The organism is Streptomyces sp. NPDC002032 (assembly GCF_042890765.1).
GTDB lineage: Bacteria > Actinomycetota > Actinomycetes > Streptomycetales > Streptomycetaceae > Streptomyces.
Genome location: NZ_JBIASM010000001.1, coordinates 138,279 through 163,753 on the forward strand (window position 1 = coordinate 138,279; position 25,475 = coordinate 163,753).

16 protein-coding genes are annotated in these 25,475 nt (G+C 75.3%); 14 read left to right on the top strand and 2 right to left on the bottom strand.

Going from position 1 to position 25,475, the window contains the following annotated elements:
* Positions 1-50 precede the first annotated feature (50 nt).
* From ACFYYT_RS00695 to ACFYYT_RS00755, 13 genes are all read left to right on the top strand, one after another.
* Entirely contained in the window at positions 51-2,810 is a 2,760-nt protein-coding gene (locus ACFYYT_RS00695) for a lantibiotic dehydratase (RefSeq protein WP_351827753.1), read from the top strand.
* Positions 2,807-3,979 (top strand): lantibiotic dehydratase C-terminal domain-containing protein, encoded by a 1,173-nt coding sequence (locus ACFYYT_RS00700; RefSeq protein ID WP_351827750.1) that lies wholly within the window; start codon positions 2,807-2,809, stop codon positions 3,977-3,979. The genes ACFYYT_RS00695 and ACFYYT_RS00700 overlap by 4 nt, the downstream gene beginning before the upstream one ends.
* On the top strand, positions 3,976-5,805 hold the full coding sequence (locus ACFYYT_RS00705; RefSeq protein WP_351827747.1) for a hypothetical protein: 1,830 nt from the start codon (positions 3,976-3,978) through the stop codon (positions 5,803-5,805). The genes ACFYYT_RS00700 and ACFYYT_RS00705 overlap by 4 nt, the downstream gene beginning before the upstream one ends.
* The gene (locus tag ACFYYT_RS00710; protein WP_388606707.1) at positions 5,802-7,733 is read left to right on the top strand and encodes a TOMM precursor leader peptide-binding protein; all 1,932 of its coding nucleotides are present in this window, start codon (positions 5,802-5,804) and stop codon (positions 7,731-7,733) included. Before ACFYYT_RS00705 ends, ACFYYT_RS00710 begins: the two co-directional genes overlap by 4 nt.
* A 63-nt stretch (positions 7,734-7,796) precedes the next feature.
* Positions 7,797-9,569, top strand: coding sequence for a thiopeptide-type bacteriocin biosynthesis protein (locus ACFYYT_RS00715; RefSeq protein ID WP_351827741.1), 1,773 nt, complete (start codon positions 7,797-7,799; stop codon positions 9,567-9,569).
* A gap of 72 nt (positions 9,570-9,641) precedes the next feature.
* The gene (locus tag ACFYYT_RS00720; RefSeq protein WP_351827738.1) at positions 9,642-11,087 is read left to right on the top strand and encodes a glyceraldehyde-3-phosphate dehydrogenase; all 1,446 of its coding nucleotides are present in this window, start codon (positions 9,642-9,644) and stop codon (positions 11,085-11,087) included.
* 259 nt (positions 11,088-11,346) lie between these two features.
* Positions 11,347-13,158, top strand: a complete 1,812-nt coding sequence (locus ACFYYT_RS00725; RefSeq protein ID WP_351827736.1) for a VanW family protein — start codon at positions 11,347-11,349, stop codon at positions 13,156-13,158.
* A gap of 164 nt (positions 13,159-13,322) precedes the next feature.
* On the top strand, positions 13,323-16,031 hold the full coding sequence (locus tag ACFYYT_RS00730) for a SpoIIE family protein phosphatase (protein WP_351827733.1): 2,709 nt from the start codon (positions 13,323-13,325) through the stop codon (positions 16,029-16,031).
* 131 nt (positions 16,032-16,162) lie between these two features.
* Positions 16,163-16,318 carry a DUF6131 family protein gene (locus ACFYYT_RS00735; RefSeq protein ID WP_351827731.1) on the top strand — a complete coding sequence of 52 codons (156 nt, stop codon included), beginning with the start codon at positions 16,163-16,165 and terminating at the stop codon, positions 16,316-16,318.
* 144 nt (positions 16,319-16,462) lie between these two features.
* Entirely contained in the window at positions 16,463-17,029 is a 567-nt protein-coding gene (locus ACFYYT_RS00740) for a PadR family transcriptional regulator (protein WP_351827728.1), read from the top strand.
* Between the two features lie 152 nt (positions 17,030-17,181).
* Complete coding sequence (locus tag ACFYYT_RS00745; protein ID WP_351827725.1) at positions 17,182-18,912, top strand: acyl-CoA dehydrogenase family protein; 1,731 nt, start codon at positions 17,182-17,184, stop codon at positions 18,910-18,912.
* A 140-nt stretch (positions 18,913-19,052) separates the two neighbouring features.
* Positions 19,053-21,086, top strand: coding sequence for a DNA helicase RecQ (gene recQ / locus ACFYYT_RS00750; RefSeq protein ID WP_351831071.1), 2,034 nt, complete (start codon positions 19,053-19,055; stop codon positions 21,084-21,086).
* A 76-nt stretch (positions 21,087-21,162) separates the two neighbouring features.
* Positions 21,163-21,675: an SRPBCC family protein gene (locus ACFYYT_RS00755; RefSeq protein WP_351831068.1), complete on the top strand. Its 513-nt coding sequence runs from the start codon at positions 21,163-21,165 to the stop codon at positions 21,673-21,675.
* A gap of 10 nt (positions 21,676-21,685) precedes the next feature.
* Here the strand turns inward: ACFYYT_RS00755 and ACFYYT_RS00760 are convergent, their stop codons facing one another.
* Together ACFYYT_RS00760 and ACFYYT_RS00765 are read right to left on the bottom strand one after the other, a co-directional pair.
* Positions 21,686-22,852, bottom strand: a complete 1,167-nt coding sequence (locus ACFYYT_RS00760) for an agmatine deiminase family protein (RefSeq protein WP_351831065.1) — start codon at positions 22,850-22,852, stop codon at positions 21,686-21,688.
* A gap of 183 nt (positions 22,853-23,035) precedes the next feature.
* Positions 23,036-23,638: a helix-turn-helix domain-containing protein gene (locus ACFYYT_RS00765; protein WP_351831063.1), complete on the bottom strand. Its 603-nt coding sequence runs from the start codon at positions 23,636-23,638 to the stop codon at positions 23,036-23,038.
* Between the two features lie 124 nt (positions 23,639-23,762).
* Here ACFYYT_RS00765 and ACFYYT_RS00770 point away from each other — a divergent pair, with 124 nt between their 5' ends.
* The gene (locus ACFYYT_RS00770) at positions 23,763-25,385 is read left to right on the top strand and encodes a serine/threonine-protein kinase (protein WP_351831061.1); all 1,623 of its coding nucleotides are present in this window, start codon (positions 23,763-23,765) and stop codon (positions 25,383-25,385) included.
* Positions 25,386-25,475 lie beyond the last annotated feature (90 nt).

Below are 25,475 nucleotides of genomic sequence, written 5' to 3' on the forward strand. Positions count from 1 at the left end.
GCGGAAGGCCGTGGGCCACCACCGACCCACCGACCGGAACGGGGGAGCCCATGCCACAGCCAGCGCCGCGCTCACCACAGCGGCCGACGCCGCGCCCGGCGCCCCGGCCCGGGCCGCGGACCGACGCGGACGCCGACGCCGGCGGCGACGGCCGGGGCTACCGGGTGCGGTCGGCCCCGTACGCGCTGGTCCGCGCCACCCTGCTCGCCCACCCCGCCCAGCGCCCCGAAGCCGAGCGCTTCCGCGCCCTGCTCGGCCGCCTGCACCGGGTCGAGACCGAGCTGCGGCGCACCACCGGCCCCCTCTGCGACGCCCTGCACGACAGCCTGGACGGCCACCCGGCCGCCTTCCACCGGGACGTCGTCCTCCCGCTGCGCCGCGCCCTGCACAACGGGCGCGAGCCGCGTCCCGCCCTGCTGGCCCGGCTCGGCGACCTGCCGGCCCGGGTGCCCCCGCTCGCCGACTGGACCGCCCTGCGCGCCGCCCGCGCCGCCCTCCTCGCCGAACTCGACGCCGCCGCCGCACCCGCCCTGGCCGCCGAGCGCGAGGCCCTGGCCGGCCTGTGCCGCGAGCCCGCGCTGGCCAAGGCCGTCGCGCTGACCAGCGCCGATCTCCTGCGGGCCGTACTGCGGGCCGGCACCGGCGCCGCCGACCGGCGGGCCCGCAAGGAGGAGGCCGGCGTACTGCGGCACGCCCTGCGGGCCAGTACCAAGACCAGCCCCCTGTCCTGGTTCACCGCCGTCGGCTGGGGCCCCCTGACCTCCTCGTCGGCCCGCCCGGTGCCCTCCTGGGGCGCGGCCGACCCCTTCGGCGGCCCCCCGCACGCGGTCGTACGGGTCAACCGCACCCTGACCACCGCCCTCACCCTCGCCCTGCTGGATGCCCCGCACCGCCGGGCCGCCCTCCCGCACCGCATCACCAGCACCGCCCGGACCGCCGACGGCCGGGCGGCCTACTCGCGCGACCGGACCGCCTTCGCCGGGGGCCGCTACCTCGTGGCCCGCGAGGACGAGGCGGAGCTGCCCGGCAGCGGCCCGCTGAGCCTGGTCACCGAACGCGCCACGAGCCCGCTCCCGCTGGCGGAGCTGACCGACCGGCTGGCCGCCGCCCTGCGGGGTGCCACGGGCGGCGACCGCCGGGCCGCCGCGGCGGCCTTCCTCGAACGCCTGCGCGCAGCGGGCCTGCTGGTGCCCGCCGAGCCCGTGCCGCCCCAGGACCCGGACCCGCTGGAGCGCATCGCCGCCTGGCTGCGCGCGTCCGGCCCGGGGGGCGGGGAGGCCGCTGCCGGGGATGCCGCCGGGGATGCGGAGCGGGCCGACCGGATCGCCGGGCTCGGCCGGGACACCGCCGCCTTCGCCGACGCCCCCGCCGAGGACCGCCCCGCCCTGCTGGCCGGCCTCGCCGAGCGCTGGGCGGCCGAACTGGCCGGGGCCGGGCGGCCCGTCCCGGCCGGCTCGGCCCCCTTGTCGGTGCTCTCCGAGGACGTCGTCGCCCCGCACCCGGTGGCGCTCGACGGCTTCCTGGACCCCGCCGATCACGAAGCCCTCGCCGAAGTCACCCCGCTGGCCGAACTGTTCGACCTCGGCCACCTGCTCCGCCGCGTCGTCCGCGACCGGTTCGTCGCACGCTACGGACCCGGCGGCACCTGCCCCCACCCCTGGGAGTTCGGAGCCGAGGCCGAGCGGGCCTGGGAGTCCGCGGGACGGCTCGCGGACCTGGACGCCACCGACCGCGGTGCCCTCCCCGCCGGGGCGGAGCAACTCGCCTCACTGCGCGCCGATTTCCTGGCCGACGTACGGGAATCCCTCGCGGGGGCGCCCGCCGACGCCGACGAGGTCGTCCTGCCGCCCGGCCCCGTCCGGTCCCTCGGCGGGCGGCTGCCGCGCTGGGCCGTCGCCCGCCCGCTCAGCTACGCCTGCTTCCTCCAGCGCGACCCGGACCGGGGCCTGCTCGCCCTCAACCACGTGTACGGAGGCTGGGGCCGCTTCGGCAGCCGCTTCCTCGACGCCCTCGACCCGCGCGCCGCCGCCGAGACCACCCGGCAGATCCGGCGCGGGCTGGGCCCCGGCGCCCGCGCCGCCCAGATCCGGCCCGTCGGCGGGTTCAACGCCAACCTCCACCCCCTGCTGGTCCCCGACGAGATCGGCCCCGACCGCGCCCGGACCTCCCTCGCCGAGGGCGACCTGGAACTCGTCCACGACGAACCCACCGACCAGGTCCGGTTCCGGCTGCGGGAGACCGGCGAACTCCTCGACGTCCTCTACCCGGGCTTCCTCGCCCCCGTGCTGCTGCCCCGCCGCATCGGCGCCCACCTGTCCGACCACCCCCACGGGGTCGTCGACTTCCGGGCGCTCCTCACCCCCCGCGCCCTGCCCGCGCCCGGCGGCCGGGTCGTCCACAGCCCCCGGCTGCGCCACCGGCACGTCGTCCTGCGCCGGCGCCGCTGGCAACTGCCGCCCGGCGTACTGCGGGAGCTGCGCGCCGACCTCGCCGCCGCGCCCGTCCCGGCCGAGGCCGCCGCCCGCTGGCGCGCCCTGCTCGACCTGCCCGAACAGCTCTTCCTGCACCCGGCGGCCCCCGCGCCCACCGGCCGCGCGGCCGAGGACTTCCTGAGCCGGCTGAGCCGCCCCAAGCCGCACTTCGTGGACCTCGGCAACGCACTGCACCTGCGCTGTCTGCCCAAATGGCTGTCCCGGCACGGCGAGGGCGCGGTGCTCGAAGAGGCCCTGCCCGCGCCCGGCGGCCGGGCCGCCCCGGCCCGCGCGGTCGAACTGGTCCTGGAGGTCTACCGGGCCGGAGAAACGCGATGAGCGCGGGCGCGGGCGTGGGGGAGGGAGGGGGCGGGGTCCTCGCCCTCGACGTCGTCGCCTACCACCACCACCCGGTCAAGGCCCCGCTGCTGCACGAGGTGATGCTTCCGCTGGCCGCGTCCTGCGCCGCCGACGGGCTCGCCGCCCACATCGAGCGGCACTGGCTGCACGGCCCCCACCTGCGGCTGCGCCTCCAGGGCCGGCCCGCCCGGGTCGAGGCCGCCGCCGGGGCGGCCGCCGAGCGGATCCGGGAGTGGCTCCACGCGCACCCCTCGCGCTCCGGCCTGACGGAGGCGGAGCTGCTGGAACGGGCGGCCGAGGCGGGCCGCGCCGAACTCGTGCCGCCGCCCTACGGCCCGATCGAGCCGGACAACACCGTCCGCGTCGAGCCCGTCGACCGCACCCCGGTGCACGCCCTCCTCGGCGACGACGGGGCCGCCCTGCGCGAGGAACTGCTCCGGGCCGGGCTCGGCGCGCTGCGGGCCGGCGCCGCGTTCCTCGCCGGACGGGGGAACGGCGGCGACAGCGCCCCGGCACGGCTCCGGCTGGCGGTGGCGGCGCTCGCCGCACACGCCGGGGCCCACCCCGGGGGCCTGGCCGGCGCCCACTACTCGTACGTCTCCCACCTGGAGGACTTCCTCGTCCACGACGACGTCGACGGACGCGTCCGGACCCGTTTCGAGCAGCACGCCGAGCGGGCCGAAGACGCCGCGACCGCCCTCGTGGGACGCGTCGCCGACGGCGGGGCGCAGGGCTGGGAGCGGGACTGGGCGGACTTCTCGGCCGGTGCCTGGGCACTGGTGCGCGCCCGCCACGAGGCCGGAGCGGACCTGCGCGGCGACCCGCTCGCCTACCGGGCCCGGGCGGCCGCCACCGGGGACGCGGCGGCGGCCGAGCGCTGGAACCACGAAGTCCGCACCCGCTACAGCGAGTTCCACCGGCTGCTGGCCCGCTCGGACCCGCGGGGCGCCATGTGGAGCCGTCCGGACTACCTGATCCACCGGGTCGCCACCAACGCCCTGTACCGGCTCCTCGCCCTCTGCGACGTCCGCCCGCTGGAGCGCTACCTGGCGGCCCACCTCGTCGTCCGCGCCGTACCCGCCCTCACCGGCTGCGACTGGCGCACCGAGGTCGGCGCCGCCATCGCCGTGGCGGAGCGCGGCGCATGAGCGCGCCCGAGCCGAGGCCGCTGCCGCCCGCCGCCGAGGTCACCGCGTCCGGGTCGCTGCCGTCCGCTGCCGGGACCGCGTCCGGGCCGCCGGCGCACGCCGGCGGGGCCGTGCGCAGGCTGCGGCCCGGTACCGCCGCGACCGTGCTGCGCGCCGGGCTCCACCTGCGTGGCCGGCGCGGCAGCGTCACCCTGGAGGGCAGCGCCGCACTGCCCGCGCTGTGGCGCGCGCTGGAACCCCGGCTGCGGGCCGGGGAAGCGGTGGAAACCCTGCTGGCCGGGCTGGAACCGGGCTCCGCCGTACGCACGGCCGTGGAGACCCTGACCGCGCGACTGGAGGCCCACGACCTGCTCGTCACCGGGCCCGCCGCTCCGGCGCCCGACTCCGGACCGGCCGGACGCTGGCTCGCGGCGAGCGCCGCCGACCCCGCCGGCGCGGCGCGGGCGCTGGGCGCGGCGCGGGCCGAGGTGGTCGCCCGGGCCGTCGACGCCCCCCTGGCCCGGGCCGCCGGGCGGGCCCTGGAACGGGGCGGACTGCCCGTCACGTTCACCGCCGGTCCGGCCCTGCCCGAGGGCCGGATCCACCTCCACGCCCACGGCGCCGGGCCGGTCCTGGCCGTCGCGGCCGGCTGGTGCGGGAACACCGGGTACGTCACCCAGGTCGCCGCCCCGGACCGGGTCCGCGCCGACGCCCCGGCCCTGGAGGCCCGCCTCGCCCTCGCCCTCGCCCTCGCCCCGGACGGGCCGGGGGCGGGGGCGGGTTCGGCGGGGGGACCGGGGAGCCGCCTGCTGCTCGTGGGGGCCGCCGTGCAGCGGCTGCTGTGCGCGGTGGCCGGGCTGCCCGACCCGGCGCAGGAGGGGGACGACGACCGGCTGGTGCCCGGGCTGCCGGCGGTGCTGCTCGCGCAGGGCCGCCCGGCGCGGGCCGAGTACCGCACCTGGCTCGGACCCGGCCACCACGGCGCCGCCCCGGCCCCCGCCGGCACCCTGCGCGAGGCGTTGCGCCGGGTGGCCGCCCTCGGCGACGACCGGTGCGGGGCGCTGCCCGATCCGGGGCCGGGGGAGCTGGCGCAGCTGCCGGTCCCGCTGGCCTCCTGCGCGGTGCCCGGGGGGACGGACCTGATCGGCGGCGCCCCGCGACTGGACCTGGCCCGCCTGGAGGTGTTCTGCCGGGCGGCCGAACGGGGCCTGGTGACCCCGGGCGGGGACCGCTTCACCGTCGGCGCGAACCCCGCCCACGCCCGGGGCCGGGCCCTGCGCGCCGCCGCCGCGCGGCGCGCCGGAGCGGGCGCCGGGTGGCCGCCGGTGCCCCGAGCGCACTGGGCGGGGCATCCGCAGGCCCGGCACTGGTGGACCACCCTCACGGTCCGCCTCGGCGTACCGGCCCGCCTGTCCGTGGTCCGGGCCGCTTCCGGCGCGGAGGCGTACCGGGCCGTCGTGGAGGGGGAGGGGGGCCGGGTGCTCGGCGAGGCCGTTGAGGCGACGGCGGGGGACGCCGCCGCCTACGCGGGGCTGGCCGCTGTGGCCTCGGTGGCGGCCGCCGGCGCGGGACCGGCCGCGCCCGTGGCCCCTCCCTCGGGCGGCGCCGCCGCCGCACTGGCCGTCGCCGGCGCGCGGACGGCCGCCTGGGAGGACGCCGGCTGGACGGGACACTGGCTGGCCGGGGTGGCCGCCCGCGAGGAGGCCTTCCAGGACGCGCTCGCCCGGCTGGCCGGACCGTCCCGCCCCGCGCCCCCGGAGCCGGAGCCCGGCCCGGCCGGCGACCCCGGCCGCCTGCTGCGGGCGTTCGGATTCACCGTCCTGCGCACCCCGCAGGCCGCGCCGTGACCGCGGCGACCCCGCTCGGCGAGCTGGACGTGCCGCTCCTGGACGCCGCCTCGGCGACGGCGGCCACGGCCGGCCCGGCCGTGGTGCTGCTGACGCGCTGGACGCTGGCCCTCGCCGAGGAACTGAGCCGGCACGCGCTGCGCCACCCCGTCGCGCTGGTCCCGGTCCGCTGCGACGGCGCGCTGCTGGTGGTCGGCCCGGTGCTGCGGCCCGGAGCCGCGGCCTGCCTGTGCTGCGCCGAGTACCAGCGGCTGGCCACGGCCGGCGGCCGCGTGCCCTGGGCGAGCCGGGAACTCGCGCTGGCCGGCGTACCGTCCCCGGCGCTGGCGGAGTCGGCGGGCGCGCTGGCCCTGGAGCTCCTGGCCGAGGCGCCCCCGCAGAACCCGCCCGCCGATGCCGATGCCGCCCTCGTCCACGTCGTCCACCAGGGCCGCGCCACCTGGTCGGCCCACCGCATCCGCCCCGTCGGCGGCTGCGCCGTCTGCCGCCCCCTGCCCGCCGACTCCGCCGCCGAACCGGCCCCGCTGCCCTCCGCGCCCCGCCCGCTCCCCGACCCGTACGTCCTGCGCGCCCCCAACCCCCGTACCGCTGCGCACCGGTTGCGCGCGGCCCTGTACGACGAACGGTTCGGCCCGGTCCGCCGGCTGCTGCGCGCCGATGACTCGCCCTTCTCGCTGACCGCCGCCTTCGTGACCGACGGCCGGCTCGTCGAGGACGGCGGGTACGGCCGGGCCCGCGACTTCGCCACCAGCGAGCGCGTCGCCCTGTTCGAGGGCGCAGAACGGTACGCGGGGATGCGCCCCACCGGCCGCCGCACCGATCTGCGGGCCTCCTTCGCCGCCCTGGGACCCGACCGCGCGGTGGACCCCGAGCGGTTCGGCCTGCCCGACCCCGCCCACCACGGGCATCCGGCCTCCCAGACCGTCCCGTACGCGCCCGGCCTCGAACTCGACTGGGTGCGCGCCTGGTCGCTGACCCGGCAGCGGGCCACGGCCGTCCCCGAACACATCGCGTACTGGGACGTGCCGCGACCGCCCGACGGCCCCGGGGCGGGCCCCCGCCCGCGCGTGGTCTACGAGTCCTCCAACGGCTGCGGGCTCGGCAACAGCCCCGAAGAGGCCGCCCTCTACGGCCTGTTCGAGGTCGCGGAGCGCGACGCGTTCCTGATGGCCTGGTACGCGGCCACTCCGCTGCGGCGCGTCGCGCTCCCGCCGGACGACCTCGACACGGCCCTGCTCGCCGACCGCGCGGCCCTGGCGGGCTACCGGCTCAGCCTCCTCGACGCGACGAACGACTTCGGCGTTCCGGCCGTCGTGGCCGTCTGCCGCTACCGGGGCCGCCACCCGGACGCGCCCCGGATGTTCCTGGCGGCGGGCGCGCACCACGATCCGCGGGCGGCGATCCGGTCGGCGGTGGCCGAGGTGGTCACCAACGTCCTGGAGGCGCCCGGGCGTTCCCTCGCCGAGGGCGGCCCGCGCGATCCGGCGCGGCTGCGGCCGATGCTGCGCGAGCCCGACCGGGTGGTGACCCTGGACGACCACGTCGGCGTCAACGCCCTGCCCGAAGCGGGCCCCCGGCTGGAGTTCCTCTTCGCCGACACGCCGTGCGTGTCCGTCGAGGAGGCCTGGCCGGGGGCGCCCGCCCCGGTCGGTGACCTGTCCGACCTGCTCCGGACGACCGTGGAGCGGCTGTCCGGGGCCGGTCTGGAGGTGATCGCGGTCGACCAGAGCGAACCGGGCCTGCGCGCCGGGCTGGGTCTGCACTGTGTGAAGGTCCTCGTCCCGGGCGCGCTGCCGATGACCTTCGGACACGTCAACCACCGCACCCGAGGCCTGCCCCGGCTGCTGGAAGTGCCCTATCGGCTGGGCCGCACCCCCCGGCCGCTGCGCCCGCACGACCTCGCGCTCCATCCGCACCCGTTCCCCTGACACCCCGGCACCCGCCGCCCCCACAGCCCCGCGCCCGCGCCCCCGACAACCCGAGGACCGCACGTGACCGCGACCGACACAGGCACCGCGACCGGCATCGACCCCGGCACCGGCATCGACATCGACACCGACACCGACCCCGGCACTGACCCGGGCACCGGCACCTGGCACGGCCTCCACCTCTTCCTGCACTCCGAGGCCGCCGACACCGACGCGTTCCTGGTCCGGTCCGCGGCCCCGCTCCTCGATGGCCTGGTCGCCTCCGGGCAGGCCGCCGGGTGGTTCTTCATCCGGTACGGGGAGGACGGCCCCCACCTGCGGATCCGGGTGCGCGGCCTGTCCGCCCCGGCCGTCGGGCGCCTCGCGCGGGAGCTGGCCCGGGCGGCGCAGGAGGTGCCCGCCGTCCCCGGGCCCTGGCCCTCCCGGCACGGGGAGGTCCGCGCCGTCCGCTACGAACCCGAGACGGAACGCTACGGCGGCCCGCGCGCCCTGCCGGTCGCCGAGGAGGTCTTCGCGGCCTCCACCCGGGTCGTGCTGGACGCCCTGCGCGAGGCCCCCGCCCCGGCGGCGGACGCGGCACGGCTGGCCCGCGCGGCGGACCTCGCCCACGCGACGGCGTACGCCCTCGGCATGGACCGCCTCACCGCCGCGCGATGGCTGCGCCGGCACGCGGCGGGCTGGCGCTGGGTCACCGGTCTGCCCCTGCTGCCCGGCGCCGCGGTGCACGCCCGGGTGAACACCGTCTACGCCGCCCAGCGCACCGGGCTGGCCCGGCGCGCGCGGGCCCTGCGCGAGGGGCTCGACCGGGGCGCGGTGCGGCCCTGGCTCACGGACTGGGCGGACCGGGTCCGCGAGGCCGACGCCCTGCTGCGCACCGACGCGGGCGGGGGCCTGTCACAGGGCGCCTCCGAGTGGGTCTGGGGCTCGCAGCTGCACATGCTGTTCAACCGGCTCGGCGTCGGCCCCGACGAGGAGCGGGCGGTGTGCCGGCTGGCGGCCCGGACCCTGCTGGAGACGGAGGAGCCGGCCGCGTTCTTCCCGCCGGGCCACGCAGCCCCCGACCTCCAGTACCTGGAGCGCAGCAAGTTCCAGATCGGCCGGGGCGAGGACACCGCCCTGCGGCCGCTCCCGGAGGCCGCCGCCCGGCCGCCGGCGGCGCCGGCGCCGGAGACGGCGCTCCCGGCGGCCCCCCTGCCCGACGTGCCGCTCGGCGCCGTCCTGGTCGGCCGGGCATCGGTGCGCGGCCCCCTGGGCGGACCGCTGGACGCCGCCGCCCTGGGCTCCCTGCTGTGGCACGCCCTCGCCGCGAGCGGGCGGACGGCGACGCGCCTCGCGGACGGCTCGGAGCGCGTCCAGACCCACCGCCCGTACCCGAGCGCGGGCGCTCTCTACACGGCCCGGGTACGGCTGCTGGTGCTGGACGTGGCCGGCGTCGAGCCCGGTACGTACGACTGCGTGCCCGAGCGGCGCACGCTGCGCCGCGTCGGCCCGGCACCGTCGGTCGGGGACGTCAAGGCGCTGTCGACATACCTCTCCCGCCCGGCGACGGATCCGGACTGGATCGGCGTGGACGGGGCGCCCGTGGTCCTCGGCCTGTACGCGGACCTCGGCCTGCTCCGCCGCCGCTACGGCCTGCGCGCCCTGCGGCTGGCCCTGCTGGAGACCGGCCACCTGGCCCAGACCCTGCTGCTGACGGCCTCGGCCCTGGGCCTGGGCGGCACCCCGCTGGGCGGCTTCCACGACGACCTGGCCCATGAGCTCCTGGGCCTGGACGACCTGGAGCAGCCGCTCCAGTACCTCCTGCCGCTGGGCCGCCGGGCCGCCGATTCGCCGTAGCAGGGACCGGCGGAAGGACAAAATTTCGAAGGGGTTAGCATATGAGCGCTGCCTAGCTCGAAAGATGGATCTGTGACTGTCAACGAGGACTCGTTCACCAACTGGAAGAACCGCGAAGAGATCGCGGAGTCGATGATCCCGATCATCGGGAAGCTGCACCGCGAGCGGGACGTGACGATCCTGCTGCACAGCCGCTCCCTGGTGAACAAGTCGGTGGTCAGCATCCTCAAGACCCACCGCTTCGCCCGCCAGATCGCGGGCGAGGAGCTCTCGGTCACCGAGACGCTCCCGTTCCTCCAGGCGCTCACCACCCTCGATCTCGGTCCGTCCCAGATCGACCTGGGCATGCTCGCCGCCACGTACAAGGCCGACGACCGCGGTCTGTCGGTCGAGCAGTTCACCGCCGAGTCCGTCGCCGGTGCCACCGGCGTGAACAAGATCGAGCGCGGGGCCGGCCGCGACGTCGTCCTGTACGGCTTCGGCCGCATCGGCCGCCTCGTCGCCCGCCTGCTCATCGAGAAGGCCGGTTCCGGCAACGGCCTGCGCCTGCGCGCCATCGTCGTCCGCGGCGGCGGCGAGGCGGACCTCGTCAAGCGCGCCTCGCTGCTGCGCCGCGATTCCATCCACGGCCAGTTCCAGGGCACCATCACCGTGGACGAGGCGACCAGCACGATCATCGCCAACGGCAACGCCATCAAGGTGATCTACGCCAACGACCCGTCCGAGGTCGACTACACGGCGTACGGCGTCAAGGACGCCATCCTCATCGACAACACGGGCAAGTGGCGCGACCGCGAGGGCCTCTCCAAGCACCTGCGCCCCGGCATCGACAAGGTCGTCCTGACGGCCCCGGGCAAGGGCGACGTCCCGAACATCGTCCACGGCGTCAACCACGACACGATCAAGCCGGACGAGCAGATCCTGTCCTGCGCCTCCTGCACCACCAACGCGATCGTCCCGCCGCTGAAGGCCATGGACGACGAGTACGGCGTGCTGCGCGGCCACGTGGAGACCGTCCACTCGTTCACGAACGACCAGAACCTGCTGGACAACTACCACAAGGCCGACCGGCGCGGCCGCAGCGCGCCGCTCAACATGGTCATCACCGAGACCGGTGCCGCCTCCGCCGTCGCCAAGGCGCTGCCGGACCTCAAGGCGCCGATCACCGGCAGCTCGATCCGCGTCCCCGTCCCGGACGTCTCGATCGCCATCCTGAGCCTGCGCCTGGGCCGCGAGACCACCCGCGAGGAGGTCCTGGACCACCTCCGTGACGTCTCGCTGCACTCGCCGCTGAAGCGCCAGATCGACTTCACGACCGCCCCCGACGCCGTCTCGATGGACTTCGTCGGCTCGCGCCACTCCTCGATCATCGACGCGGGCGCCACCAAGGTCGACGGCGACAACGCGATCCTCTACCTCTGGTACGACAACGAGTTCGGCTACTCCTGCCAGGTCGTGCGCGTCGTCCAGCACGTCTCGGGCGTCGAGTACCCCACGTACCCGGTCCCGCAGGCCTGACCGGCCGGCCCCACCGGGCCCGGCCGCACCCGAAGGCGCCCGTCCGAGCTCACGCTCGGGCGGGCGCCTTCGCGCGTCCTGCGGCCCCGTACCGCTCCGCGGCCGCCGTCCGCACCGGCGTGAGAACCGTTACACATCTCGTGCAAATGGCGCCAAATTCGCCCTTTCGGGTCAATCATGAGGGTTCGGAAAAGTCATTCGAGGGGCCGCTGGAGCGGTCCGCGGCGGCCGTACGCGGCCGGGGCCGCGAGGGAGCGACATGGGACGCACGGGCAACTGGACGGGCAACTGGCGGATCGCCGTACCGTTGGTGGGCGGCGCCGCCGTACTCGGCTTGGGCGGCCTGTACGTCACCGGACTCGTGACCGGAGCGGACATCGAGCAGGGCACCCGGGTCCGGGGCGTGGACCTCGGCGGGATGAGCCGCGCCGAAGCCCGCCAGGCGCTGACCCGTGAGCTCGGACCCCTCGCCGCGGCGCCGGTCGCCCTGAAGATCGGCGACCACGTCGAGAAGGCCGTCCCGGCCACCCTCGGACTGTCCCTCGACACGGACGCGACCGTCGACCGGGCCGCCCGCACGGGCCACGACCCCGTCACCGTCATCGGCAGGCTCTTCAGCTCCGGCAGCCGCGACGTGGAGCCCGTGGTCCGCTTCGACGAGCCGACCGCCCGGGCCGCCCTCGCCGGCCTCGACGAGCGCACCCGCCAGGAGGTCCGCGAGGGTGCGATCGCCTTCGAGAAGGGCGCGGCCAAGGCCGTCGACCCGCGGCCCGGCACCGACCTGAACGAGGACCGGGCCCTGGACACCGTCCGCGGGGCCTACCTGGCCGACGCCACCGCCACCGCCCCCGTCGAACTGCCGGCCCTGCGCGCCCAGCCGCGCGTCGGGGCCGGGGAGACCGACCGGGCCCTGCGCCAGTTCGCGCGGCCCGCGATGTCGGGGCCGGTGACGGTCGCCGTCGCCGGGCAGCGCATACCCATCAGCCCCGCCGTCCTCGGCGAGCACCTGAAGATGAACCCCGACGCCCAGGGGCGCCTCGTACCGGCCCTCGACTCCAAGGGCCTGCTGGCCGATCCCGCCGTGGCCCGTCCCGTCCAGCAGGCCGAGCAGGCCCCGCGGGACGCCGTCCTCGGCGTCGACGCGGCCGGCCGGGTGGCCGTGGCCACCGACAGCCGCACCGGGCGGCAGGTCACCCAGGCCGCCCTCGGCCAGGCGGTCATGCCCCTGCTGACCCGCACCGGCGCCGCCCGCAGCGGCGAGGTCGCCACCCAGGCGGTGGAGCCGGAGCTCACCAGCGCCGAAGCGCAGCGGCTCGGGATCAAGGAGAAGATCTCCTCCTTCACCGTGAACTTCCCCTCCGCCCCCTACCGCACCACCAACATCGGCCGTGCCGTGGAACTGATCAACGGCTCCGTCGTGCTGCCCGGCAAGGAGTGGAGCTTCAACCGGACCGTCGGCGAGCGCACGAAGGAGAACGGCTTCGTCGACGGGATCATGATCAACGACGGCCAGTACGTGAAGTCGCCCGGCGGGGGCGTCTCGGCCGTCGCCACCACCATGTACAACGCCGCGTTCTTCGCGGGCGTCCGGCTCGTCGAGCACGGTGCCCACTCGTTCTACATCGAGCGCTACCCGGAGGGCCGCGAGGCCACCGTGGCCTGGGGAAGCCTGGACCTGCGCTGGGTCAACGACTCCGGACACGCCCTCTACGTCCAGGCCCAGTCCACGGACACCTCGCTGACCATCACCCTCCTCGGCACGAAGAAGTACGACGAGGTGCGCGCCACCAAGGGTCCCCGCACCCAGATCACGCCCCCCGGCAAGCGCACGGGCAGCGGACCCGCCTGCGAGGTCCAGACCCCGCTGGAGGGATTCGACGTCTCCGTGGGCCGGGTCTTCGTCCAGGGCGGCCAAGAGGTCAAGCGCCAGGACTTCAAGACCCACTACACCCCGCGCGACGAGGTCACCTGCACCCCGCAGGGCACGCCCACCCCGCAGGCCACCCCCACCCCGGCGGCTCCGGCCGCGGCGGCCGCCGCCTCCGGCGTCACTCCCGCACCGCTGTCCTGACGGCCGCCGCCCGGCCCGGCTCCCGGGCCGGGCGGCCCGGCCCCCGGGGCCACGGCGCGTGACCGGCCGGACCCATTTCGCGCTTGCCGGGGGCCAGGGACAACGGGAAGTGCTACAACTGGGTGCGTGACCCTTCCTCGCCGCCAGCCGTGCCGGGCACGTCGGTGCGGTCACCCCTAGGCAAGCGCTTCAGGACCGTCGCCGGACAGGTATTCGTCCTTCAGGTGGCGATCGTGGTGTTGCTCGCGGCCGGAGCCCTCCTGGCCCTGCTGCTCCAGTCGAAGCACGACATCGACCGGGAGGCGCGCAACCGGTCGGTCGCCGTCGCCGAGACGTTCGCCCACTCCCTGGGTCTGCCGGCCGCCCTGAAGAGCTCCGATCCGTCCGCCGTCCTGCAACCCCTCGCCGAGGCCACCCGCAAGGACGCCGGCGTGGACTTCATCGTGGTCATGGACACCCACGGCATCCGGTACACGCACCCCAAACCGGACCGCATCGGCAAACGCTTCGTCGGCACCATCGGGCCCTCGCTCGCCGGACACACCTACACCGAGAGCGTCAACGGCCCCCTCGGCCGGGAGATCCAGGCGGTGGTGCCGGTCAAGGCGCCCGACGGCACGGTCACCGGCCTGGTCTCGGCCGGCCTGACCGTGAAGAACGTGACCGGCGTCGTCGACCGCCAGCTCCCCGTCATCCTGCTGGCCATCGCCACCGGCATCGCCCTGGCCACCGCCGGAACCGCGCTGATCAGCAGGCGTCTGCGCCGCCAGACCCACGGTCTGGGCACGCAGGAGATGACCCGCATGTACGAGCACCACGACGCGGTGCTCCACGCCGTCCGCGAGGGCGTGCTGATCACCGACGGCGATGGGCGCCTCCTGCTGGCCAACGACGAGGCCCGACGGCTGCTCGGCCTCCCCGAGGACGCCGAGGGCCGCTCCGTCGGGGACGTGCCCGGCCTGGACCGCAGAATGGCCGACCTGCTGCTCTCCGGCCGGGTGGCCACCGACGAGGTGCTGGAGACCGGCGACCGGCTGCTCGTCGTCAACCAGCGCCCCACCCACCCCCGCGGCCGCCGCGAAGGCAGCGCCGTCACCATCCGCGACTCCACCGAGATGCAGGTGCTGACCACCCGCGCCGACACCGCCCGGCGCCGCCTCAAGCTGCTGTACGACGCCGGGGTCGACATCGGCACCAGCCTCGACGTGGTCCGTACGGCCGAGGAACTCGCCCGGGTCGCCGTCCCCCGCTTCGCCGACTTCGTCACCGTCGACCTCGCCGACCAGGTCCTCGACGGGGACGAGCCCGCTCCCGGCGCCGACATGCGGCGCACCGCCGTCAGCGGCATCCGCTCCGACCACCCCCTCTACCCCCAAGGCCGGCTGATCGACTTCCTGCCGTCCACCCCCCAGGCCCGCGGCTTCGCCGCCGGCGAGGCGGAACTGGTCACCGACCTGAGCGCGGCCCCCGGCTGGGAGGCCCAGGACCCGCCGCGCGCCCGCGCCATCGTCGACTACGGCATCCACTCGCTGATCGCCGCCCCGCTCAACGCCCGCGGCGTCGTGCTGGGCGTGGTCAACTTCTGGCGCTCGGAGAAGCCGGAACCCTTCGACGCGGACGACCTCTCGCTGGCCGAGGAACTCGTCGCCCGCGCGGCCGTCAGCATGGACAACGCCCGCCGCTACACCCGCGAGCACGCCCTCGCCGTCACCCTCCAGACCAGCCTGCTGCCGCGCGCCCTGCCCGAACAGAGCGCCGTCGACGTGGCGCACTTCTACCTGCCCGCCCAGTCCGGCGTCGGCGGGGACTGGTTCGACGTCATCCCGCTCCCCGGCAGCCGCGTCGCGCTCGTCGTCGGCGACGTCGTCGGCCACGGCCTGCACGCCGCCGCCACCATGGGCCGGCTGCGCACGGCCGTGCACAACTTCTCCTCCCTCGACCTGCCGCCCGACGAGATCCTGGCCCGCCTGGACGACCTCGTCCAGCGCATCGACCACGAAGCCGACGACACCGGCGGCGGCGTCCTCGGCGCGACCTGCCTCTACGCCGTGTACGACCCGGTCTCCCGGTCCTGCACGGCGGCGCGGGCCGGGCACCTGCCGCCCCTCGTGGTCGCCCCCGACGGCACGACCGAGTTCCTGGAGCTGCCGGCCGGGCCGCCCCTGGGCCTGGGCGGCATGCCCTTCGAAACCGCCGAGCTCCTGCTGGCCGAGGGCAGCCAGCTCGTCCTGTACACCGACGGACTGGTCGAGGAGCGCGGCCGCGACATCGGCGAGGGGCTGGAACTGCTGCGCTCCGCGCTGAGCCACCCCGACCGGGACCCGCAGGAGAGCTGCCGGGCCGTGCTCGAACGGCTGCTGCCCGCCCGGCCCTCCGACGACGTGGCCCTGCTCATCGCCCGCACCCGCACCCTCGGCCCCGACCGGGTCGCGGAATGGGAGGTGCCATACGAGCCCAGCGAGGTGGCCACCGTACGCAACGCCGCCGCGCGCAAGATCGACGCCTGGGGCCTGGGGGAGCTGGGCTTCGCCACCGAGCTGATCCTCAGCGAACTGATCACCAACGCCCTGCGGCACGGCGGCGCCCCGGTGCGCGTGCGGCTGCTCTACGACCACACGCTGACCTGCGAGGTGTGGGACGGCAGCAGCACCGCCCCGCACCTGCGCTACGCCGCCACCACCGACGAGGGCGGCCGGGGACTGTTCCTGGTGGCGCAGCTCAGCGAGCACTGGGGCACCCGGTACACCCCCTCGGGCAAGGTCATCTGGGCCGAGCAGCACCTCCCCGGCACTCCCGGCAGCGCGGCCCCCCCGGCCGTCGCCGACACCGAGGAAGCCGCCCTCGCGGCCTTCCTGGACGTCGAACCCCTGTGACCCCGGCCGGACCGCGAGGATTTTCCGGGTCCGCCGACAGCTAAGGAGGCGATCGCAGGGTAGACGCCGGTTGCGACACTCCGGCGGATCCACCGTTCCGCCGCGTTCCTAACGGGAAAGCGAGGGACACCATGATCGTCGTCGGCCTCATTCTCCTGATCATCGGCTTCCTGACCGGAATCTCCATCCTGTGGACGATCGGAATCGTCCTGCTCGTGGTGGGGGCGGTGCTCTGGATCCTGGGTTCGGTCGGTCACGCCGTCGGCGGCCGGCGCCACTATTGGTGATCGGTTCGCGTCTCGTTCGGTGTGTGGCCCCGTCCGTCCTCGTGACGTACGGGGCCACACGGCTGTGAGGGGGCGGGGGTGAGCCGCGTCTCACCGGGCCGCCGGATCTTGTCTATGCAACGAGTTGCATAGAAAGATCTGGGCATGGCGCTCGAACACGCGATCCTCGTCTCCCTGCTGGAGCAGCCGGGCTCCGGATACGAACTGGCCCGGCGGTTCGACCGCTCCATCGGGTACTTCTGGACCGCCACCCACCAGCAGATCTACCGCGTGCTCGGCCGGATGGAGCGCGACGGCCTGCTCGCCGTCCGCGAGGTGGCGCAACAGGGCCGGCCGGACAAGAAGGAATACTCCGTCGCGAGCCCCGGCAGCGCCGCCCTCGCCCGCTGGCTGCACGAACCGATCGACCCCGAAAGCCTGCGCCACGACCTCGCCGTGAAGATCCGCGGCGCGGCCTTCGACGACCCGGCGGCCCTGATCCGCGAGGTCCGGCGCCACCACCAGGTGCACGGCGACCGGCTCGCGCACTACCTCGCCGGCGAGCTGCGCGACTTCACGGGCCCGGACGCGCCCGCGCCCCTCGACGCCGGGCAGGAACTCCAGCACGTCGTGCTGCGCGGCGGCATCGCCTACGAGCGCATGACCCTCGCCTGGCTCGACGACGTCCTCGCCACCCTGCACCGCCTCGGCGACGGATCCGAGCCAGGCTGAGCGCCGCACCTCCCCGGGGCCCGCACCTCCCCGGGCCCCGCCGGCCCCCGGGCCCAGCTCCACTGACCAGCCCCTCCCGGGGCCCGGCCCCCTCGCGGGGCCCGGCCCATCCGACCAGCCCCTCCCCGACCGCACCCCGGAAGGCGACCTCCATGGCCGACGGCCTGCTCTTCAACCCGCGCACCTACGACCCCGCGCACTTCGACCCCGAGACCCGCAGGCTGCTGCGCGCCACCGTCGACTGGTTCGAGGCGCGCGGCAAGCGCCGGCTGATCGAGGACTACCGCACGCGCGCCTGGCTCGGGGACTTCCTCGCCTTCGCCGCCAAGGAGAACCTGTTCGCGACGTTCCTCACCCCGGCCTCCGCCGGCACCCGCGAGGACCAGCGCTGGGACACCGCCAGGATCGCCGCCCTGAACGAGGTCTTCGGGTTCTACGGACTCGACTACTGGTACGCCTGGCAGGTCACCATCCTCGGCCTCGGCCCCGTCTGGCAGAGCGGCAACGCCGACGCCCGCGCCCGCGCCGCGCAGCTCCTCGACCAGGGCGAGGTCTTCGCCTTCGGCCTGTCCGAGAAGACCCACGGCGCCGACATCTACTCCACCGACATGCTGCTGGAGCCGTACACCGACGCCGATGGCGCCGAGGGGTTCCGCGCGAGCGGATCCAAGTACTACATCGGCAACGGCAACGCCGCCGGACTCGTCTCCGTCTTCGGCCGCCGCACCGACGTCGAGGGCCCCGACGGCTACGTCTTCTTCGCCGCCGACAGCCGCCACCCGGCCTACCACCTGGTCAAGAACGTCGTGGACTCCTCCAAGTTCGTCAGCGAGTTCCGCCTGGAGGACTACCCGGTCTCCGCCGCCGACGTCCTGCACACCGGCCGCGCCGCCTTCGACGCCGCCCTGAACACCGTCAACGTGGGCAAGTTCAACCTCTGCACCGCCTCCATCGGCATCTGCGAACACGCGATGTACGAGGCCGTCACCCACGCCCACGGCCGCATCCTCTACGGCCGCCCGGTCACCGCGTTCCCGCACGTGCGCCGCGAGCTGGCCGACGCCTACGTGCGCCTCGTCGGCATGAAGCTCTTCAGCGACCGGGCCGTCGACTACTTCCGCTCCGCCGGTCCCGACGACCGCCGCTACCTCCTCTTCAACCCGATGACGAAGATGAAGGTGACCACGGAGGGCGAGAAGGTCATCGACCTCATGTGGGACGTCATCGCCGCCAAGGGCTTCGAGAAGGACAACTACTTCGCCCAGGCGGCCGTCGAGATCCGCGGCCTGCCCAAGCTGGAGGGCACGGTCCACGTCAACCTCGCGCTCATCCTCAAGTTCATGCGGAACCACCTGCTCGACCCCGTCGACTACGCCCCCGTGCCGACCCGCCACGACGCGGCCGACGACGACTTCCTCTTCCGGCAGGGCCCGGCCCGCGGTCTCGGCTCCGTACGCTTCCACGACTGGCGTCCCGCCTACGACGCCTACGAGGCCGTCCCGAACGTCGCCCGCTTCCGCGAGCAGGCCGACGCCCTGTGCGCGTTCGTGACCACCGCCGCCCCCGACGAGGAGCAGAGCCGCGACCTCGACCTGCTGCTCGCCGTCGGCCAGCTGTTCGCGCTCGTCGTCCACGGCCAGCTGATCCTGGAGCAGGCCCGGCTGACCGGCCTCGACGAGGACGTGCTCGACGAACTGTTCGCCGTCCTCGTGCGCGACTTCTCCGCGCACGCCGTCGAACTGCACGGAAAGGACAGCGCCACCGAGGCCCAGCAGGCCTGGGCGCTCGGCGCCGTCCGGCGGCCCGTCGTCGACGAGGCCCGCTCGGCCCGCGTCTGGGACCGCGTCGAGGCACTGGCCGGCGCGTACGAGATGGCGCCGTAGCCCGCTCGCCCGCCCGCCACGGCGGCCCGCCCGGCCCCGCCCCGCCCCGCCCGGCCCCGCCCCGCCCCGCGCCGGGCGGGGCCGTCCGGCCGCCCCGGCGGTGGGGCGGGGGTGTCGGCGGGTGCCGCTAGGCTTCTCGGATGGCCCTTCCGGACGCTTCCCCCGACACCCGCGACGACACCTCCGACGCCCTGCGGGTACTGCACCGCGTCTTCGGCTACAGCTCCTTCCGCGGTGCGCAGCAGGAGATCATCGAGCAGGTGGTCGAGGGCGGGGACGCCCTCGTCCTGATGCCGACCGGCGGTGGCAAGTCGCTCTGCTACCAGATCCCGGCGCTGGTCAGAGAGGGCACGGGCGTGGTGATCTCGCCGCTCATCGCCCTGATGCAGGACCAGGTGAACGCGCTGACCGCGCTCGGCGTCCGGGCCGGGTTCCTCAACTCGACGCAGGACCCGCAGGAGCGCCAGGCCGTCGAGCGGGCCTTCCTCGCCGACGAGCTGGACCTGCTCTACCTGGCTCCCGAGCGGCTGCGCGGCGAGGGCACGCAGCGGCTGCTGGACCGGGGCCGGGTGTCGCTGTTCGCGATCGACGAGGCGCACTGCGTGGCCCAGTGGGGCCACGACTTCCGGCCCGACTACCTCGCGCTGTCCATGCTGCACGAGCGCTGGCCCAAGGTGCCGCGGATCGCGCTGACCGCCACCGCCACCGAGGCCACCCACGCGGAGATCGTGGCGCGGCTCGGCCTGGAGGAGGCCCGGCACTTCGTCGCCAGCTTCGACCGGCCGAACATCCAGTACCGCATCGCCCCGAAGAACAACCCCCTCAAGCAGCTCCTGGAGCTGATCCGCACCGAGCACGAGGGGGACGCCGGCGTCGTCTACTGCCTGTCCCGGGCCTCGGTGGAGAAGACCGCCGCGTTCCTGGCCGAGCAGGGCATCGACGCGGTGGCGTACCACGCCGGGATGGACGCCCGTACGCGCGCGGCGAACCAGGCGCGCTTCCTGCGGGAGGACGGGGTCGTGGTGGTCGCCACGATCGCCTTCGGCATGGGCATCGACAAGCCCGACGTCCGCTTCGTGGCCCACCTGGACCTGCCGAAGTCGGTCGAGGGCTACTACCAGGAGACCGGCCGCGCCGGCCGTGACGGGGAGCCCGCCACGGCGTGGCTGGCGTACGGGCTCCAGGACGTGGTCCAGCAGCGCAAGCTCATCGAGGGCTCCGAGGGGGACGAGGCGCACCGCCGGTCGCTGAGCGCGCACCTGGACGCCATGCTCGCGCTGTGCGAGACCGTCGACTGCCGCCGCACCCGGCTGCTGGAGTACTTCGGCCAGTCCGGCGAACCGTGCGGCAACTGCGACACCTGCCTGACCCCGGCCGAGTCCTGGGACGGGACGGTCGCCGCGCAGAAGCTGCTGTCCACGGTGTGGCGGCTGGCCAAGGAACGGCGCCAGAAGTTCGGCGCCGGTCAGATCATCGACATCCTCCAGGGGAAGAAGACCGCCAAGGTCATCCAGTTCGACCACGACGGGCTCTCGGTGTTCGGCGTCGGCGCGGACCTGGGCACGGCGGAGTGGCGCGGGGTCGTGCGCCAGCTGCTGGCGCAGCGGCTGCTGGCCGTCGAGGGCGACTACGGCACGCTCGTCCTCACCGACGACAGCGGTGAGGTGCTGGGCGGGCGCCGCAGCGTCATGCTCCGCAAGGAGAAGGCGCCCGCCGCCCCGGCGCGCAAGGAGTCCGGATCCCGTTCCGGGAAGGCCGCCCGGGTCCCGGTCGACCTGCCGGCCGAGGCCGAGCCGGTCTTCCTGGCCCTGCGCGCCTGGCGGGCCGCGACGGCCCGGGAGCAGGGCGTCCCCGCGTACGTCGTCTTCCATGACGCCACGCTGCGGGAGATCGCGACCCGGCTGCCCGCGTCGGTGGAGGAGCTGGCCACCATCGGCGGGGTGGGCGAGGCCAAGCTCACCAAGTACGGGCAGGGCGTCCTCGACGCCCTGGCAGAGTGTGCCGGTGCGCCGGTCGAGGTCGCCGTCGCCCCCGCGGCCGTCGCGTCGGCGGTCACCGCGGCGGCCCCCGCCGCGCCGCCCGCCCCGCCGGGCCCGGGCCGCGCAGCGGCGGATGCCGACGAGCCGCCCTTCGACTTCGACGAGACGGAGCCGCCGTGGGACGACTGGGAGTAGGGCACTAGAAGTTACCCGAGGGTAGCCAGCTGCGTGCGGGCCCGGTAGCGTCGGCGGTCGAGAAGGAGGCGCCGCCATGCCCCGCACGTTCACGGTGTCCGACAGCATCGTCATCCACGCCCGCCCCGCCGACGTCTACCGGCACGTCCGCGATCCCGCCCGGATGGGGGAGTGGAGCCCGGAGAACCTCGGCGCCACCGTCCACGGCGGCGCCGGGGAGACCCGGGTCGGGACGGTGTTCGACGGGCGCAACAAGCGCGGAGCCTTCCGCTGGACCACCCGGTGCACGGTGACGGCGATCGAGGAGGACCGGCTCTTCCGCTTCCGGGTGCACGCCATCGGGATCCGGCGGCCCCGGGTGCCCGGACCCATCGCCACCTGGGAGTACCGCTTCGAGCCGGTGCCGGAGGGCACCCGGGTGACCGAGACCTGGACCGACGACCGCCGCTCCTGGCCGGACTTCGCGGCCCACGCCTTCGACCGGATCGCGACCCGGGGCCACACCTTCGCCGACTTCCAGCGCGGGAACATCCGCACCACCCTGCGCAACCTCAAGAAGGCCCTGGAGCCGGCGCCGGACGCCGTCTGAGTCCGCCGCGTCAGGCGGCGGGCTTGCCGGGCTGGTCGTGGGTCGAGCAGTGGATGCCGCCGCCGCCCGAGGCGATCGTGTCGATGGAGACCGGTACGACCTCCCGCTTGGGGAAGTGCTCCCGCAGGATGCCGCGGGCCCGGTCGTCGGCCTTGGCGTCGCCGAACCGGGGCATGAAGACGGCGTCGTTGGCGACATAGAAGTTCGCGTACGTCGACACGAAGTCGTCGCCCCGGCCCGTGATCCGGTCCAGGTCGGGCTGCGGCAGGTCGATGACCTCGAAGCGCCGGCCGCGGGCGTCCGTCGCCTTAGACAGGACGGACTTGGCCTGGTCGGCGGAGCGGGACCAGGAGTCGGCCGGGGTGTTGGGGTGCGCCCGGTCCAGCAGGACCACGCCGGGCGCGGTGAAGCGCACCAGGCTGTCGACGTGGGCGTCGGTGATGTCCTTGCCCCGGACGCCGGCCAGCCAGATCACCTTCTCCACGCCCAGGGTCTTCTCCAGGTCCGCCTCGATCGTGTCCCGGTTCTTGCCCCGGTTGCGGTTGTCGTTGACGATCGAGCTCTCGGTGATGAGCAGGGTGCCCTCGCCGTCGGTCTCGAAGGAGCCCCCTTCGGCGACGAGCGGTGCCTGGACGCGGGGGATCCCGTACTTCTGGAGCAGGTTGCGGCCGACCGCCCCGTCGTTCGCGTGTTCCTGCTTGTTGCCCCAGCCGTTGAAGTTGAAGTCGACGCCGACGACCTTGCCGCCCTCCTCGACGAAGACGGGGACGGTGTCGCGCGCCCAGAGGTCGTCTACGGCCAGCGGGATGACCTCCACCTGGGAGCCGCAGGCCCGCTGGGCCGCGTCCACCTGGTCGGGCCGGGCCATCATGACGACGGCCTCGTACTGCCCGACGGCCCGGGCGATCCGCGCGATGTCCTCGCGCACGTAGCGCAGGTCCTCGCGCCAGACCGAGCTCAGCGCGGGCCAGGCCATGAAGGTACGGGTGTGGCTCTCCCATTCGGCACCGAGGCGGCGCTCGCCGTCGGCCGCGGCCGACCGGGAGGATCCGGCGGGGGCGGTGCCGGTCTCGGTGCCGGACGAGGAGGGGCCGCAGGCGACGGTGCCCGCGACGGCGGCGCCGATTCCGGCGAGGGTGCGCAGCACGGTCCGGCGAGTGGGGGGAAGGAAGGACACGGGGAACTCCGATCGTGGGCCGGCGGAACGGGTGCATCCCGCCAGGGCGGGCGCGAGGTGCCTCATAGGCCGGCTCACCGGGGCCCTAGGGACAAGAGTGCGCGCTCCGCGCCGCGAACGGCCGCTCGGCACAGTGAGTGCCGCGGCCACGTGTCGCCACTGTGGCACTGACTGGAAATTCAGTCAAACCCTCGCCGAGGTGGAACCGAGGCGGCCGATTTCCACTCCGATCGCCTCGCGTATCAGTCCTCGGGCGTGTCCCACGGGGAGCAGGCCGCTCAGCCAGCGGACGCTCAGCCCTTCCAGCAGGGCGGTCAGCCGCTCCGCGGCGGCCGCCACCGCGCCCGGCCGTGCGGCCGGGCACGCGGCGGCCAGCAGGTCCGCGACCTCCGCCGCCCAGGCCGCGCCCGCCGCGGCGAGCTCGTCGCGCAGCTCCGGGTCGAAGACCGAGTGGGCCCTCAGCTCCCCCCAGGCCGTGCTGTTCTCCCGCACCTCGGGCAGGTCCTGGAACTCCAGCAGCAGGGTCCGCTCCAGCAGCTCCCGGGGATCGGCGGGGCCGGGCCCGGCGGCCCCGTCCTCCCCGGTCCCGGTGTAGCGGCCGGCCCGGTCGCCGATGAACGCCAGGGCCTGCCGCAGGATGCCGGGCCGGTCCTTGAAGTGGTAGTAGATCAGCGCCGTGGACACGCCGGCCTCGGCCGCCAGGTCCGCCACCCGCAGCCCCCGGACGCCCCGACGTGCGATGACCCGCGCGGCGCCCGCGAGGATCGCCCTCCTGCGGTCGGTCACTGTGTGATCCCTCCTGGGTGATCCCTCCTGGCCGTGTGCGTCTCGCATTGTCACACATTGACTGAAACTTTAGTTAGCGGCACGATGCGCCAGGACAATGCCGCATCGTTGAAAGAGCCACCGCATGTCCGAACAGCTCCCCGGCGTCCGATCCACCGCCACGGCCCTGTCCGCCGAGGATCCCTACGAGATCGGTGGCTACCGCCTGCACGCCCGGCTCGGCGCGGGCGGCATGGGGGTGGTCTACCTGGCCTACACCCCCGGGGGCCGCCCCGTCGCGCTGAAGGCCGTCCGCAGCGAGTTCGCCGCGGACCCCGAGTTCCGCGAGCGGTTCGCCCGGGAAGTGGCCAGCGCCCGCAGGATCCACGGCCTGTTCACGGCCCAGGTGATCGACTCGGGGGTCGAGGACCGCACGCCCTGGCTCGCTACGGCCTACGTGCCCGGCCCCTCGCTGCACGAGGTGGTCCGGCGCCACGGACCGCTGCCCGTCCGCACGGTCCTGCTGCTCGTCGCGGGCATAGCCGAGGCGCTCCAGGCCATCCACCGCGCGGGCGTCGTCCACCGCGACCTCAAGCCGGCCAACGTACTGGTCGCCGGGGACGGCCCCCGGGTGATCGATTTCGGCATCGCGCGCGCGGCGGACGCCGCCGCCCTCACCGGCACGGGACTGCGGATCGGCACCGCGGCCTTCATGGCGCCCGAGCAGGCGCTGGGCCTCCGGGCGACACCGGCCACCGATGTCTTCGCCCTCGGGACGCTGGCCGGATACGTGGCGAGCGGGGTCCCGCCGTTCGGGCACGGGCCGGAGTCCGGCGCGTTGTACCGGGTCGTGCACGAGCACCCCGACCTCGGCCATGTACCGCCTGACCTGCGTGAACTGGTCTCGTGGTGTCTGGCCAAGCAGCCCGGGGACCGTCCCACGACCACCCAGCTCATCGAGGCCGTGCACGCGCACCCGGTGGTGGGCCCGCGGCCGGAGTTCACGGACGGCTGGCTGCCCGCCCCGGTCCGCGACGAACTCGGGGGCCGGGGGGAGTCGGTGCGACCGGCCCCGCCGCACCTCCAGCCGACCAGGACGGCGACGGCGACGACGACCGCGCCATCACCGGGCCCGGACGCACCCGTACCCGCGTCCGTACCCGTACCGGGCGCCATACCCGGCTCCCTGCCCGGCTCCGTACCCGGACCCGTCTCCGCGACCGGTCGCCGGGCGGCGCGGCGCGGACGGCGGCGCCTGCCCGCGGTGGTGCTGGCGGTCGCCGTCACGCTGCTGGCCTGCGGCGGGGCCGTGTACTACCTGGACGGCCCCGAGGACGACGGGGGAGCGGCCGCCGACCCGGCCACCGCCGCCCCGCGGCCGACCCCGTCCACCAACCCCGGCTACCTGCCCGGTTATGCGAAGACCGAGCTCACCGCCCCCGACGCCGGTTACGAGTTCGACCTCAAGGCTGGCAAGGTCGTCTCCACGGAGACGGCCTCCTGGTACCTCGCGCGCGACGGCCAGGCCCTCCTGCCCTCCGAGGAATCGGACGCCTTCGTGTCCGACGGCGCCGCCCTGACGCCGGCCGACTGCGTGCGCGGCATCGAGACGCGCCCGGCGGCCGCCCTGCCCTTCGCCGCACTGGCGAAGGGGCGGCCGTTCTGCGTGCGCAGCCCCGACCGCAACGAGGTCGCGCTCGTCAGGCTGGTCGGGGTCACGGCCGACGGCGCCGTCACGATCGTCGTGGACCAGTACCGCCGCGCCTGACACCGGCCTTCCCGGGCCGCGCGGACCCCCGCGCGCGCCCGCACTCCCCGTGACGGGCCGCGTACACCCGCTCCGGTGGGCCCCGGTAAA